The sequence below is a fragment of the Streptomyces sp. NPDC007896 genome (assembly GCF_042959425.1).
Classification (GTDB): Bacteria; Actinomycetota; Actinomycetes; order Streptomycetales; family Streptomycetaceae; genus Streptomyces.
This window is the reverse complement of record NZ_JBIBKX010000002.1, coordinates 614,972-629,116: the sequence shown is the minus strand read 5'-3', so window position 1 is coordinate 629,116 and position 14,145 is coordinate 614,972. Positions and strand designations below refer to the sequence as shown.

At 69.2% G+C, this 14,145-nt stretch carries 10 protein-coding genes; 8 read left to right on the top strand and 2 right to left on the bottom strand.

Annotation, left to right across the window (positions count from 1 at the left end; translation table 11 throughout):
• Positions 1-469 precede the first annotated feature (469 nt).
• Positions 470-1,303 (top strand): HAD family hydrolase, encoded by an 834-nt coding sequence (locus ACFZDJ_RS10410; RefSeq protein WP_384917626.1) that lies wholly within the window; start codon positions 470-472, stop codon positions 1,301-1,303.
• A gap of 359 nt (positions 1,304-1,662) precedes the next feature.
• Here ACFZDJ_RS10410 and ACFZDJ_RS10405 read toward each other — a convergent pair whose 3' ends face one another.
• The gene (locus ACFZDJ_RS10405; RefSeq protein ID WP_168509914.1) at positions 1,663-2,487 is read right to left on the bottom strand and encodes a Fic family protein; all 825 of its coding nucleotides are present in this window, start codon (positions 2,485-2,487) and stop codon (positions 1,663-1,665) included.
• 101 nt (positions 2,488-2,588) lie between these two features.
• On the opposite strand from ACFZDJ_RS10405, the gene ACFZDJ_RS10400 reads away from it, so the two are divergent.
• Positions 2,589-3,569, top strand: coding sequence for an ATP-binding protein (locus ACFZDJ_RS10400; protein WP_390934252.1), 981 nt, complete (start codon positions 2,589-2,591; stop codon positions 3,567-3,569).
• Here the strand turns inward: ACFZDJ_RS10400 and ACFZDJ_RS10395 are convergent.
• Positions 3,559-4,830 (bottom strand): hypothetical protein, encoded by a 1,272-nt coding sequence (locus tag ACFZDJ_RS10395; protein ID WP_390934251.1) that lies wholly within the window; start codon positions 4,828-4,830, stop codon positions 3,559-3,561. The two genes, ACFZDJ_RS10400 and ACFZDJ_RS10395, sit on opposite strands and share 11 nt — an antisense overlap.
• Positions 4,831-5,163: 333 nt before the next feature.
• On the opposite strand from ACFZDJ_RS10395, the gene ACFZDJ_RS10390 reads away from it, so the two are divergent.
• The 6 genes from ACFZDJ_RS10390 to ACFZDJ_RS10365 all read left to right on the top strand — a co-directional run bounded on the left by ACFZDJ_RS10390 (position 5,164) and on the right by ACFZDJ_RS10365 (position 14,116).
• Complete coding sequence (locus tag ACFZDJ_RS10390; protein WP_391057654.1) at positions 5,164-7,569, top strand: SulP family inorganic anion transporter; 2,406 nt, start codon at positions 5,164-5,166, stop codon at positions 7,567-7,569.
• A gap of 652 nt (positions 7,570-8,221) precedes the next feature.
• Positions 8,222-10,222, top strand: coding sequence for an acetate--CoA ligase (gene acs / locus ACFZDJ_RS10385; protein ID WP_390934249.1), 2,001 nt, complete (start codon positions 8,222-8,224; stop codon positions 10,220-10,222).
• 552 nt (positions 10,223-10,774) lie between these two features.
• Positions 10,775-12,172: a Na+/H+ antiporter NhaA gene (gene nhaA, locus ACFZDJ_RS10380; RefSeq protein WP_391057651.1), complete on the top strand. Its 1,398-nt coding sequence runs from the start codon at positions 10,775-10,777 to the stop codon at positions 12,170-12,172.
• Between the two features lie 190 nt (positions 12,173-12,362).
• Positions 12,363-12,839: a phage holin family protein gene (locus tag ACFZDJ_RS10375; RefSeq protein WP_390934247.1), complete on the top strand. Its 477-nt coding sequence runs from the start codon at positions 12,363-12,365 to the stop codon at positions 12,837-12,839.
• Positions 12,836-13,786, top strand: coding sequence for an alpha/beta fold hydrolase (locus ACFZDJ_RS10370; RefSeq protein ID WP_101399615.1), 951 nt, complete (start codon positions 12,836-12,838; stop codon positions 13,784-13,786). Before ACFZDJ_RS10375 ends, ACFZDJ_RS10370 begins: the two co-directional genes overlap by 4 nt.
• 150 nt (positions 13,787-13,936) lie before the next feature.
• Positions 13,937-14,116 carry a hypothetical protein gene (locus ACFZDJ_RS10365; RefSeq protein ID WP_075033566.1) on the top strand — a complete coding sequence of 60 codons (180 nt, stop codon included), beginning with the start codon at positions 13,937-13,939 and terminating at the stop codon, positions 14,114-14,116.
• The last annotated feature ends 29 nt before the right edge of the window (positions 14,117-14,145 follow it).

Sequence of the window (14,145 nt, the reverse complement as noted above, 5' to 3'; positions counted from 1 at the left end):
ACGCGTCCGACAAACGGAACCGACCATGAACTTGCCGCGAGGAACTCGCCGCGAGCGGGACGCGCTGGAATCACGGTGCAGCGATCCAGAAAATCGTGTGGATCTTGGTCGATAACTGTGGACAACTCAGTGGTTGTGAATATCGCCTTCACCCATACCGGTGAGCCGCCTGTGACTTCCACAGAGCAGCCTCACGGATACGCAGAGTGATGAATCACGGGCATGCGGAGGGGGCGGCCACAGCGGTGACAACGGGGTCCCGGGGTCGCGCGAAAGAGGGAAAACCCATCCGGACATGCGACGACCCCCGCCGGGGGGGAGAGCGGGGGTCGTCCCCACGGCCGACTCGGGGGGGGAGGAGTCGGACCGGGTTAGCACGGTCGCGAACGATCCGTGACTTCCATGGTGTACCCGAGAGCCCTCTCAGGCAAACCCACGCGCCCCACACTAGCCCGAATGGTGGGCGCATATGCTCGGGCTCGTGGAAAACCACTCCTTGCCTCGCACGGCAGCCTTCTTTGACCTGGACAAGACGGTCATTGCGAAGTCGAGCACGCTCACGTTCAGCAAGTCGTTCTACCAAGGCGGGCTGATCAACCGAAGGGCCGTGTTGCGCACCGCATATGCCCAGTTCGTGTTCATGGCGGGCGGCGCGGACCACGATCAGATGGAGCGGATGCGCGCGTACCTGTCCGCGCTGTGCCGCGGCTGGAACGTCCAGCAGGTCAAGGAGATCGTCGCCGAGACGCTGCACGACCTGATCGACCCGATCATTTACGACGAGGCCGCCTCCCTCATCGAGGAGCACCACACCGCCGGGCGGGACGTCGTGATCGTCTCCACGTCCGGGGCCGAAGTGGTCGAGCCGATCGGAGAGCTGCTCGGCGCGGACCGGGTGGTGGCCACACGCATGGTCGTCGGCGAGGACGGCTGCTTCACCGGAGAGGTGGAGTACTACGCGTACGGGCCGACGAAGGCCGAGGCGGTCAAGGAGCTGGCCGCGTCCGAGGGGTACGACCTCGCGCGCTGCTACGCCTACAGCGACTCCGCGACCGACGTTCCGATGCTGGAAGCCGTCGGCCATCCCCATGCGGTGAATCCGGACCGTGCGCTGCGACGCGAGGCGCTTGCCCGCTCGTGGCCGATTCTGGACTTCCACCGGCCGGTCCGGCTCAAGCAGCGGCTGCCCGCGCTGTCGGTGCCGCCGCGTCCGGCGCTCGTCGCGGCGGCCGCGATAGGAGCGGCGGCGGCCACGGCGGGACTCGTCTGGTACGCGAGCAAGCGGCGCACGACGGTGGTGTGAGGGCGTCACGCGTGTGCGTGCGGCACATTTACGTCCGATTCACTGCCATTTGAACCTAAAAGTAAAGAAGTGCAGTCAGGGGTTCCGCTTCCTCTGGACCAGGAGTAGAAAGGGGTTAACGGCCCGCGAGACCAAGGACATCCGAAAGGATCACCTTCAAACGCAACCGAAGGCCCCACGGACCGCGCATGGACATCGAGCACCCACGCGACGTCGACCCGTCGATTACGGGCCAGCCGCACCAGGTGACGGGCAGGAGTTCCCGACCTGATGGGCAACATATCGAGGACGCTTGGTAACCCGGTGAGCATGCCAGCGGCGGTACGAAAACTCGTACCGCCGCAACCCTGTCCGGAAACTTACGCCGCGCCGCGCTGAAGCGCCTCGCAGACGGCTGTCGACTCCCTGGCTCCCAGTTCAATCGCCCTGCCGCAGTGGGCGATCCAGGTCGCCATGCCCTGCGGGGTACCGGAGACATAGCCTTCCAGGGCCGCCAGATAGGCCGCACGCCCCAGCTCGGCGTGACCGACCTCCGCCGGGCAGACGGATTTGGGGTCGAGGCCGCTGCCGACCAGGACGATGCGCTCGGCCGCGCGTGCGACCAGGCCGTTGTGGGTCCCGAAGGGGCGCAGGGCGAGCAGCTCGCCGTGCACGACGGCAGCCGTCACCAGCGCCGGGGCCGAACCACCCGCGATGATCAGCTGCGAGAGCCCTTCGAGTCGGCCGGCCACCTCGGTCGCGTCCGGCAGGGGCAGCTCGACGAGCGGCTCGTCGACCGGTTCGCCGTCCTGACGGGGCCTGCCGACGGTGTCCCCCTGGTCCGCGGCCGCGACGAGGTGCAGCCGGGCCAGCACCCGGAGGGGAGACTGCCGCCAGATGGACAGGAGTTGGCCCGCCTCGGCCGTGAGCCGAAGAGCCGCTCCGACCGTCTGGGCCTCGTCGTCACCGCTGAAGTCGGTGCGTCGGCGCACCTCTTCGAGGGCCCAGTCGGCGCCGGACAGCGCCGCGGAACCACGGGCGCCCCGCAGTGCGGCCTCGGAAGTGATCTCGTTGCTGCGGCGCCGCATGATCCGGTGTCCGTAGACCCGGTCCACTGCCTTGCGGACGGACTCGACGGATTCGGCCACGCCGGGCAGCGAGCCCAGGGCCGCGAGCGGATCGGCGGTCGCGCCTGTCGTACTCATGAGTACGACCCTACGCACCCCGACGGCCCGCCCCACGAAGGAGTGGTCTTCTTCACGTCACCAGGGCACTGTGCGCAATCACCCCACTACCCTTGGTGAACATGAAAATTGCTTTCGTAGGGAAGGGCGGCAGCGGCAAGACGACCCTGTCCTCCCTCTTCATCCGCCACCTCGCGGCCTCGGGATCGCCGGTCGTCGCGGTGGACGCCGACATCAACCAGCACCTGGGGGCCGCCCTCGGCCTCGACGAGGCGGTGGCCGCCGGGCTGCCCGCCATGGGCCCGCGACTGCAGCTGATCAAGGACTACCTGCGCGGCTCCAATCCGCGGATCACGTCCGCGGAGACGATGATCAAGACGACCCCGCCCGGTGAGGGGTCCCGACTGCTGCGGGTGCGCGAGAACAATCCGGTATACGACGCCTGTGCGCGGCCGGTGGAACTCGACGGCGGCGCCGTCCGTTTGATGGTCACCGGCCCGTTCAGCGAGGCCGATTTGGGGGTGGCCTGCTACCACTCCAAGACCGGTGCAGTGGAGCTCTGCCTGAACCATCTCGTCGACGGCCAGAGCGAGTACGTCGTCGTCGACATGACGGCGGGCTCCGACTCCTTCGCGTCCGGCATGTTCACCCGCTTCGACATCACGTTCCTCGTCGCCGAGCCGACCCTGAAGGGAGTCTCCGTCTATCGGCAGTACAAGGAGTACGCCCGCGACTTCGGAGTCATCCTGAAGGTCGTCGGCAACAAGGTGCAGGGCCAGGACGACATCGACTTCCTCCGCGCCGAGGTCGGTGACGACCTCCTGGTCACAGTCGGGCACTCGGACTGGGTGCGCGCCATGGAGAAGGGCCGCCCACCCCGGTTCGAGCTCCTGGAGGACGCCAACCGCCGCTCCCTGCGCACCTTGCAGACCGCCGCCGACGCCACGTACGAGCTGCGGGACTGGGAGCGCTACACGCGCCAGATGGTGCACTTCCACCTGAAGAACGCGGGCAGCTGGGGCAACGAGAGAACCGGGGCCGACCTCGCTGCGCAGGTCGACCCCGGTTTCGTTCTAGGAGAGGGACTGGTGGCTACGGCTTGAGGGCCGGCGCCCCGGGGATGCCCTTCGGGGCCGGGGCGGGGCGGCCCGACAGGAAGGACGCCCAGCCCTGCTTCGGGGCCTCTCCGACGGTGAGGCCGCGCAGCCTGTCCAACGTGGCCGGGTCCTGGGCGTCGAGCCAGTCGGCGAGTTGCCGGAAGGAGACGCAGCGGACGTCGGGCTTGTTGCAGACGTTCTCCACGACCTGGTCGATGGCACGCATGTAGGTGCCGCCGTTCCAGGACTCGAAGTGGTTGCCGATGATCAGCGGCGCGCGGTTGCCGTCGTAGGCGCGGTCGAAGCCCTTGAGCAGGCCGTCACGCATCTGGTTGCCCCAGTACTCCTGCTTGTCGGGGTCGCCCTGGGTCCGCGTGCCCGACTGGTTGACCATGAAGTTGTAGTCCATGGTGAGCTGCTCGTAGGTGTGCCCGGGGAAGGGGACCAGCTGCATCGACAGATCCCACAGGCCGTTCTTCTTCTTGGGCCAGAGCTGGTTGTTGACGCCGCTGGTGTCATAGCGGAAGCCCAGCTGCCGGGCCGCCTTCATGAAGTTCTTCTGGCCCTCCAGGCAGGGCGTGCGGGCGCCGATGAGCTCCTTGTCGTAGTCGAAGGGCAGCGGAGCCGCGTTCTTCATGCCCGCGTTGGTCTTCCAGGACTTCACGAACGCCTTCGCCTGGGCGATCTCGCTCTTCCACTCCGCGACCGACCACTCGCCGACACCGCCTCCCGCACCACAGAAGTGGCCGTTGAAGTGCGTGCCGATCTCGTTGCCCTCCAGCCACGCACCACGTAGCTGCTCGACGGTGTCCTTGATGCCCTTCTCGTCGTTGAAGCCGATCTCCGAGCTGCCCGGCGAGTGCTCCGGCGGCTTGTACAGCTCGCGCTTGTCCTCCGGCAGCAGGTACACACCGCTCAGGAAGTACGTCATCGTCGCCCCGTTGTCCTTGGCGACCTTGCGGAAGTGCGAGAAGAGCTTCTGGCTGTCCTCGCCGGCGCCGTCCCACGAGAAGACCACGAACTGCGGGGGCTTCTGACCGGGCTTCAGTCGCTCGGGCTTGGGCAGATACGGCTGCGCCCCGGTGTACGCGGTGGAGCCGTCGCCGATCAGGCGGACCACGCTCTGGGGCGCCGGGGCCCCCGCGGCCTCGTTCGCGCCGTGTGCGCCTTCCTTGGAACCGGTGGTGCCGGTGGCGCAACCGGCGAGCGCCGTGGCGCAGGCCGAGGCGACTGCTACGCCCGCGGCGATCCTCTGGGTGGTGGCCATTTCCGCCCACCTTCTTCCTTCTGTCAGAGCAACGCCGCTTTGGGCGTTCCAGGGTGCTGTGCGGCTAAATGCCGACAGCGCCGTCAAGGTCGCACGAGGCTGAGACCGAATAAATACGACAAGCCGATAAAAAGCTCGGTTCACCCACGAGGGTGAATTAATGCCCCATTTGCCACTAAAGTCCGCATGAGAGCTTTACTCTGGATTACGATCTATTTACCGAGCGTTGAAAGTCCCGCCACTGCACGCCGTGACCCACGGCCGCGATCTGCCCCCGTCCTCCCTGGACGGGGATCACCTGTCCGCGACCGCGCTGCCCCGGAGGAGACGGGAATGTCTGCCTGCGTCCCCACCCGCGCCGCCGACTCGACTCGGCCCAGGCGCATCCACCAACCCCACAGCCCCCCGCCGACCCCGCCCCGCCGATTCCGTATCGCGGGCGCCGATCTGTCGGCCTCGATCGCGGTCTTCCTGATCGCCCTGCCCCTGTCCCTCGGCATCGCCCTCGCCACCGGCGCGCCGCTCCAGTCGGGGCTCGTCGCCGCCGCCGTGGGCGGACTCGTCGCCGCGCGGCTCGGCGGCTCACCGCTCCAGGTGAGCGGGCCCGCCGCCGGGCTCACGGTCGTCACCGCCGAGCTCATCCACCGCTACGGATGGCGTACGACCTGCGCCATCACCGTCCTCGCCGGAGTCGCCCAGCTGGGCCTGGGATGCCTGCGCGTGGCCCGCACGGCGCTCGCCGTCAGCCCCGCGATCGTGCACGGCATGCTGGCCGGCATCGGTGTGACCATCGCCGTCGCCCAGCTGCACATCGTGCTGGGCGGCACCCCGCAGAGCTCCGTGCTCGACAACCTGCACGCGCTACCCGCCCAGTTGGCGCGCGTTCACCCCGCGGCGGTCTCGATGAGCGCGTTGACACTGACGCTCCTCTTCGCCTGGCCACGGATTCCCGGACGGGTCGGAAACGTCCTGCGCACCGTGCCGGCCGCGCTGGTCGCCGTCGCGGGGGCCACCCTGACCGCCTCACTCACCGGGCTGGTCCTGCCCAAGGTCGACCTGCCGTCCTGGAGCAGCCACGCGCTGGCCGGGCTGCCCGAGGGGCCGGTGCTCGGGATCGCCGCCGCCGTCCTCACCGTCACGCTGGTGTGCAGTGTGCAGTCGCTGCTCGGCGCCGTGGCCGTGGACAAGCTGGTGGCGGGGCGACCCGCGCAGCAAGCCCGGGTGGGCCGCTCCGAGCTGAACCGGGAGCTGCTCGGTCAGGGCGCCGCCAATGTCGTCTCCGGCGCGCTCGGCGGGCTGCCCGTCGCCGGGGTCGCCGTGCGCAGTTCGGCGAATGTGCAAGCCGGTGCCGTGAGCCGGAACTCCACGATGCTGCACGGCGTTTTCGTAGTAGTTGCCGCGCTGCTGATGGTCCCGATCCTGGAGCTGATCCCCCTCGCATCGCTCGCCGCCCTGGTGATGGCCGTCGGCATCCAGATGGTGTCCCTGCACCACATCCGCACGGTCACCCGCCACCGCGAAGTGCTGGTGTACGTCGTCACCACGCTCGGCGTCGTGTGCCTCGGTGTTCTCGAGGGCGTGGCGCTGGGGGTCTCCGTGGCCGTCGCCGTCGCCCTGCACCGCCTCACCCGCACGCGCATCACGCATGACGAGAGAGGAGCAGTCCATCACGTACGAGTAAGAGGGCAGTTGACGTTCCTCGCGGTGCCTCGGCTCAGCCGCGCCCTGCACCTGGTGCCTCAAGGGGCGCATGTGGTCCTGGAGTTGGACGGCTCGTTCATGGACCACGCGGCATACGAGTCCCTGCAGGACTGGCAGAACGCGCATGTCGCGCGAGGCGGCACGGTCGATTTGACCGGGCGGACCGGCACCCGGATCGCCGAGCCCGCGGGCCCCTCCCACTGCCGCTGCCACCCCTGGACGCCATGGCGCAACCATCACTGCGAACCCTCCGCCGGTCCGCAGCCCGCATCCGCCGACGACCGGTCGCGTGGGGCGGGCCGGGCAGACGGGTCGGTGGGGCCGGCCGGTGCCGCCGGGCGCGATGGCCGGAGCGGGCAGAGCGGTCATCAACTGGCGCGCGGGATCAGCGCGTTCCAGCGCAACACCGCGCCCCTGGTGCGGGGTGAGCTGGCGCGGCTGGCACGGGAAGGGCAGCAACCGTCGCAGCTGTTCCTGACCTGTGCCGACTCGCGGCTTGTCACGTCGATGATCACCTCCAGTGGTCCGGGCGACCTGTTCGTCGTACGCAACGTGGGCAACCTCGTGCCGAGACCCGGGGATGAGAGCGGGGACGATTCGGTGGCCGCGGCGATCGAGTACGCGGTGGACGTACTGCATGTGCGATCCATCACGGTGTGCGGGCACTCCGGGTGCGGGGCCATGCAGGCCCTGTTGAACGCGGAGCCCGGCGGGGCGCAGACCCCACTCAAACGGTGGCTGCGGCACGGGCTGCCGAGTCTGGAGCGGATGGCCGCCAAGAACCACCCCTGGGCCCGGCTCGCCGGGCGGGCGCCGGCCGACGCGGTGGAGCAGCTGTGTCTGACCAACGTGGTGCAGCAGTTGGACCATCTGCGGGCGCACGAGTCAGTGGCGCGGGCTCTGCGGGAGGGTGCGCTCGAGCTGCACGGGATGTACTTCCACGTCGGGGAGGCGCAGGCGTATCTGCTGGTCGAACGCGACGACGGCGAGCTGTTCGATCATGTGGGGGCGGCGGAGGATCTGCGGCACCCCGCCTGACCTCGCCACCCGTGTGACCTCGGCGTGGGGGGGGGCCCCCGGGGGGGGGGGGCCCCCCCCCCCCCGCGGGGGGGGGGGGGGGGGGGGGGGGGGGGGGGGGGCGGGGGCGGGCGGGGGGGGGGGGGGGGGGGCGGGGGGTGGTTGTGGGGGGGGGGGGGGGCCGCCGGCCCCCCCCCCCCCCCCCCCCCCCCCGGGGGGCCCGGGGGGGGGGGGGGGGCCCGGGGGGGGGGGGGCCCCCCCCACGCCGTACGTATGGATGCGGCGGGTATATAGGCGGGGCGCCCTTACGTGGGCCGGGCGTGAGGACCGGGCGTGAGGACCGGACGTGAGGACCGGACGTGAGGACCGGACGTGAGGGCCGGGCGTGAGGGCCGGGCGTGAGGGCCGGGCGTGAGGGCCGGGCGTGAGGGCCAGGCGTGAGGGCCAGGCGTGAGGGCCGCGACACGCCCGGGCGTCGCATGTGTCATGGCGTCCACGTGGGGGCGGTCGCGGGAATGGTTGGCGGGTGAACCCGCGTGCCTGTCCGTACGTGGCTCGGAGTGCGTACCCCATGCGTGCCTGGTGCGTGCTTCTGAAGGGACCTCAGCTCCTCGATAGGTCTAAACCAATTTGCGATCGGCCCTTGTCATCGAGGCCCCCGGTCTGATGAGCTGTGGCCTGGGACACAACGGACACCCTGGGAAAGGGAGATGTCGTGAGCAACGAAAGCCTGGCCAACCTGCTGAAGGAAGAGCGCAGGTTCGCGCCGCCCGCCGACCTGGCGGCGAACGCCAATGTCACCGCGGAGGCGTATGAGCAGGCCAAGGCTGACAGGCTCGGCTTCTGGGCCGAGCAGGCCCGCCGGCTGACCTGGGCCACCGAGCCGACCGAAACGCTGGACTGGTCGAACCCTCCGTTCGCGAAGTGGTTCGCCGACGGAAAGCTGAACGTCGCGTACAACTGCGTCGACCGGCATGTAGAGGCCGGGAACGGCGACCGGATCGCCATCCACTTCGAGGGCGAGCCGGGCGACAGCCGGGCGATCACCTACGCCGAGCTCAAGGACGAGGTGAGCAAGGCCGCCAACGCACTGATCGAGCTGGGCGTCGGGAAGGGCGACCGGGTCGCCGTCTATCTGCCGATGATCCCCGAGGCCGTCGTCGCGATGCTCGCGTGTGCGCGGATCGGCGCGGCGCATTCGGTCGTCTTCGGCGGATTCTCCGCGGACGCGATCGCCACCCGCATCCTGGACGCGGACGCCAAGCTGGTCATCACCTCCGACGGCGGTTACCGACGTGGCAAGCCGTCCGCGCTCAAGCCGGCCGTCGACGACGCGTTGAGCCGGGTCGACGGGGTCGACAAGGTGCTGGTGGTGCGGCGCACCGGCCAGGAGGTCGACTGGACCGAGGGCCGCGACGTGTGGTGGCACGAGATCGTCGAGCGGCAGTCGGCCGAGCACACGCCGGAGGCGTTCGACGCCGAGCAGCCACTGTTCATCCTCTACACCTCCGGGACCACGGGGAAGCCGAAGGGCATCCTGCACACCTCGGGCGGGTACCTCACGCAGGCCTCGTACACCCACCACGCCGTCTTCGACCTCAAGCCGGAGACCGACGTGTACTGGTGCACGGCCGACATCGGCTGGGTCACCGGGCACTCGTACATCACGTACGGGCCGCTTTCGAACGGTGCGACGCAGGTGATGTACGAGGGGACGCCGGACACGCCGCACCAGGGGCGGTTCTGGGAGATCGTGCAGAAGTACGGGGTGACGATTCTCTACACGGCGCCCACGGCTATCCGTACGTTCATGAAGTGGGGGGACGACATCCCCGCGAAGTTCGATCTCAGCAGCCTGCGGGTGCTGGGGTCCGTGGGTGAGCCGATCAACCCCGAGGCATGGATCTGGTACCGCAAGCACATCGGCGGCGACCGGACGCCCATCGTGGACACGTGGTGGCAGACCGAGACCGGCGCGATGATGATCTCGCCGCTGCCGGGGGTCACCGAGACCAAGCCGGGGTCGGCGCAGCGGCCGTTGCCGGGGATCTCGGCGACCGTGGTCGACGACGAGGCGCGGGAGGTTCCCAACGGGGGTGGCGGGTACCTGGTGCTCACCGAGCCGTGGCCCTCGATGCTGCGCACGATCTGGGGCGACGACCAGCGGTTCCTCGACACGTACTGGTCGCGGTTCGAGGGGAAGTACTTCGCCGGGGACGGGGCGAAGAAGGACGAGGACGGGGACATCTGGCTCCTCGGGCGGGTCGACGACGTGATGCTCGTGTCCGGGCACAACATCTCGACGACCGAGGTCGAGTCGGCGCTCGTCTCGCATCCTTCGGTCGCCGAGGCGGCGGTGGTCGGTGCGGCGGACGAGACGACGGGGCAGGCGATTGTCGCGTTCGTGATTCTGCGGGGGACCGCTTCCGCGGAGGATGCCGGGCTGGTGGCGGATCTGCGGAATCACGTAGGGGCGACGCTGGGGCCGATCGCCAAGCCGAAGCGGGTGTTGCCGGTGGCCGAGCTTCCCAAGACTCGGTCCGGGAAGATCATGCGGCGGTTGTTGCGTGACGTGGCGGAGAACCGGGAGCTGGGGGATGTCACGACGTTGACGGACTCCACGGTGATGGATCTCATCCAGGCGAAGCTGCCGGCGGCGCCGAGCGAGGACTGAGGGTTTCCTCCACCCACCCGCCCCTTTTGAGTGTGGGGGCACTAAGTGCCCCCACACCCCCAACCTCGCCGGGCTCCGCCCCACACCCCAAACCCTGCGAGGCTCCGCTCCTGCACCCCACACAGGGCTCCGCCCTCTCATCTGGGGGCTCGTGAGGTCTCCGTCGCGTCGGCTATGACCGCTCCGGCCTCCCCGCCCCTCTGGGCCTCGCGTCGCGTCCGTTACCAGGCCGTGGGCTCGCTCCCCGTACGCCGTGTCCCGGTCTGGCTCTCGCAGGTCCGTGCGACATGACCGTGGGCCATCATGTCCATCCCCCGTTGTGTCCAGCCCTCGTTGTGTCCAGCCCTCGTTGGTGCCGAGGCGCGCTCCGCACGTCCAAGCGGGGCGCCCACCCCCCTTGCGCACCATATGTTCGCAATGCGAAATATCTCGCTGTAATGGCAAGGTAAAGTAGTGACCTCAGGGTGTGCCGGGAAGTCTGGTCGGCGGTGTCGTCAGCGATCCCGTGTGGCGGCCGTCAGCAAGCAGCCGTAACGACCCGGAGGTCCCGCCGTGGCCACGCCCAGCGCCAACAACCGCAAGCTCCTCGGGCGCCTGTCCCTGCCCGAGCGGAACTTCGTCGCGGACGCGTTGCGGACCGAGACCGTCGGTGGGGTGCTGCTGCTCGTCGCGGCGGTTGCCGCGCTGGTGTGGGCCAACACGCCACTTCGGGACAGTTACGCCGCCGTCAGTCACTTCCATCTCGGGCCCTCCGCGCTCGGGCTGAACCTGTCCGTTCAGCACTGGGCGGCGGACGGACTGCTGGCCGTGTTCTTCTTCGTCGCCGGTATCGAACTCAAGCGCGAGCTGGTGGCGGGGGATCTGCGCGATCCGAAGGCCGCGATACTGCCCGTCGTCGCGGCCGTGTGCGGAATGGCCGTGCCCGCGCTGGTCTACACCCTCACCAATGTGATCGGGGGCGGATCCCTCGGTGGGTGGGCCGTACCCACGGCCACCGACATCGCCTTCGCCCTCGCCGTACTCGCCGTGATCGGCACCTCCCTGCCGTCCTCCCTGCGCGCCTTCCTGCTCACCCTCGCCGTCGTCGACGACCTGTTCGCGATTCTCATCATCGCGATCTTCTTCACCGACCACATCGACTTCGGCGCGCTGGGCGGGGCCGTCGTCGGGCTCGGCGTGTTCTGGGTACTGCTGCGCAAGGGCGTACGCGGGTGGTACGTGTATGTGCCGCTCGCGCTTGTCATCTGGGGGCTGATGTACAACAGCGGCGTCCACGCCACCATCTCCGGCGTCGCGATGGGGCTGATGCTGCGCTGCCACCGGCAGGAGGGCGAGGAGCACTCACCCGGGGAGCACATCGAGCATCTTGTACGGCCCCTTTCCGCCGGGCTCGCCGTGCCGCTGTTCGCGCTCTTCAGCGCCGGGGTCGTCGTCTCCGGCGGGGCGATCGGTGACGTGTTCACGCGGCCCGAGACGCTCGGTGTCGTGCTGGGGCTCGTCGTCGGGAAGGCCGTGGGCATTTTCGGGGGGACCTGGCTGGCGGCCCGGTTCACCAGGGCCTCGCTCAGTGAGGATCTCGTCTGGCCCGACGTCTTCGCCGTCGCCTCCCTCTCCGGAATCGGCTTCACCGTCTCGCTCCTCATCGGCGAACTCGCCTTCAAGAACGACCCGGTACTCACCGACGAGGTCAAGGCCGCCGTACTGATCGGCTCGCTCATAGCCGCCGTACTCGCCACGGCGCTGCTGAAGGTACGCAACGCCAAGTACCGTGCGCTGTACGAGGCCGAGGAGCTCGACGAGGACAGCGACGGCATCCCCGACATCTACGAGCAGAACAACCCGGCGTACCACCTGCGGATGGCCGAGATCCACGAACGGAAGGCCGCCGAGCACCGAAGGCTTGCCGAAGTGGCGGGCGGGGCAAGCGAGGAGAACGACGGTCCGGCATGATCTGAGCAGAACCGGATGGTCAGAACCGGATGGTCAAAGTCGGACGGTCAGGACCGGACGGTCGGCAGTGGACGGTACGGACGCTGGAGCAGCCAGGGCCGTACCGGCACCGTTGGCAGCCAGACCGTAGAGATCAGCCCGTACAGATCAGCCCGTGCAGAGCAGGCACATACAGAAGAGGGAGTCCGCGATGAGCGCACCCGACGGCAGCCCGGTCGGCGCCGAACGCAGCATCGGCCAGTTGTTCGCCTCGGCGACGACCGAGATGTCCGCACTGGTGCACGACGAGATCGCGCTGGCGAAGGCGCAGCTCAAGCAGGACGTCAAGCGCGGCGCGGTCAGCGGTGGCGCGTTCTCCGCGGCCGGAGCGGTGCTGATCTTCTCCCTCCCGATGCTGAACTTCGCCCTGGCGTACGGCATCCGGACCTGGAGCCACTGGAATCTCGCGATCTGCTTCGTCCTGTCGTTCGCCGCGAACGTGCTGGTCGCCGCCGTCCTCGCGTTGATCGGCCTGACCTTCGCAAAGAAGGCGAAGAAGGGCAAGGGCCCGCAAAAGGTCGCCGCCTCGGTCAAGGAGACGGCGGGTGTGCTCCAGAACGCCAAACCGCATCCCCGGACCGCCCCTGTAAGTGACGCGGTCGAGGTTGTGGCACGCTCGACGTCATGACGGACCCCGCCACCCCTTCGGCGCAACCCACCTCAGTCGTGCGGCTCGACGTCCCCGGCGGGAGAGAAGTGACCCACCGGGACGTCGCCGCCAACGGCGCCCGCTTCCACATCGCCGAGATGGGCGACGGGCCGCTCGTCCTGCTGCTGCACGGCTTCCCGCAGTTCTGGTGGACCTGGCGCCGGCAGATGGTGGCGCTCGCGGACGCGGGCTTCCGGGCCGTGGCCATGGATCTGCGCGGCGTCGGCGGCAGCGACCGCACGCCGCGCGGTTACGACCCCGCCAACCTCGCGCTCGACATCACCGGGGTCGTACGGTCCCTCGGGGAGCCCGACGCCGCGCTGGTCGGACACGACCTGGGCGGCTATCTGGCGTGGACGGCGGCCGTGATGCGCCCCAAGCTCGTCCGCCGACTCGCCGTGTCGTCCATGCCGCATCCGCGGCGCTGGCGCTCGGCCATGCTCTCCGACGTCAAGCAGTCGGCCGCGGGTTCGTACATCTGGGGGTTCCAGCGGCCCTGGATCCCGGAGCGCCAACTCATCGCCGACGAAGGCGCCCTGGTGGGGCGTCTGGTACGGGACTGGTCGGGGCCGCGACAGCCGGACGACGAGGCCGTGGAGACGTACCGCCGCGCCATGTGCATCCCGTCGACGGCGCATTGTTCGATCGAGCCCTATCGGTGGATGGTCCGTTCGATGGCACGGCCGGACGGGATCCAGTTCAACCGGCGTATGAAGCGGCCGGTTCGGGTGCCGACGCTGCATCTGCACGGATCGCTCGATCCGGTGATGCGGACGCGGAGCGCGGCCGGTTCCGGGGAGTACGTCGAAGCGCCGTACCGTTGGCGGCTGTTCGACGGTCTCGGACACTTCCCCCACGAAGAGGACCCCGTGGCGTTTTCGACCGAATTGGTCAACTGGCTGAAGGATCCCGAGCCCGACCGGTGACCCGTCGGTGACTGTCCGATTGCGACCCGTGGCCCGCCCGGTATGCGGACGGGAACACCTGTCCTACGAACAGCCAAATGCCTCGCGCATAGGCCAATTGGGGGGCTCGGGCGCGGTTATCGACCTTGGGGCAGGGGCACACGTCGGGGTATGGGCTGGACGCACGACTACAGTGACGCACCACGCAACCGCCGCTCGGCGACGGGCCTGAGCTCCCATCAGAGGGGCACCCCGCAGTTGCCGGGCGCGGACCCCCAAGTGGGGATCCCGCGCATTTTGCGCCGCCGGGCCCGCTGGGTTTCGGTACGGCTGCGTCACCCACGAGGCTGAGCCCCCGCACACCGCCGCCCGTCACCCTT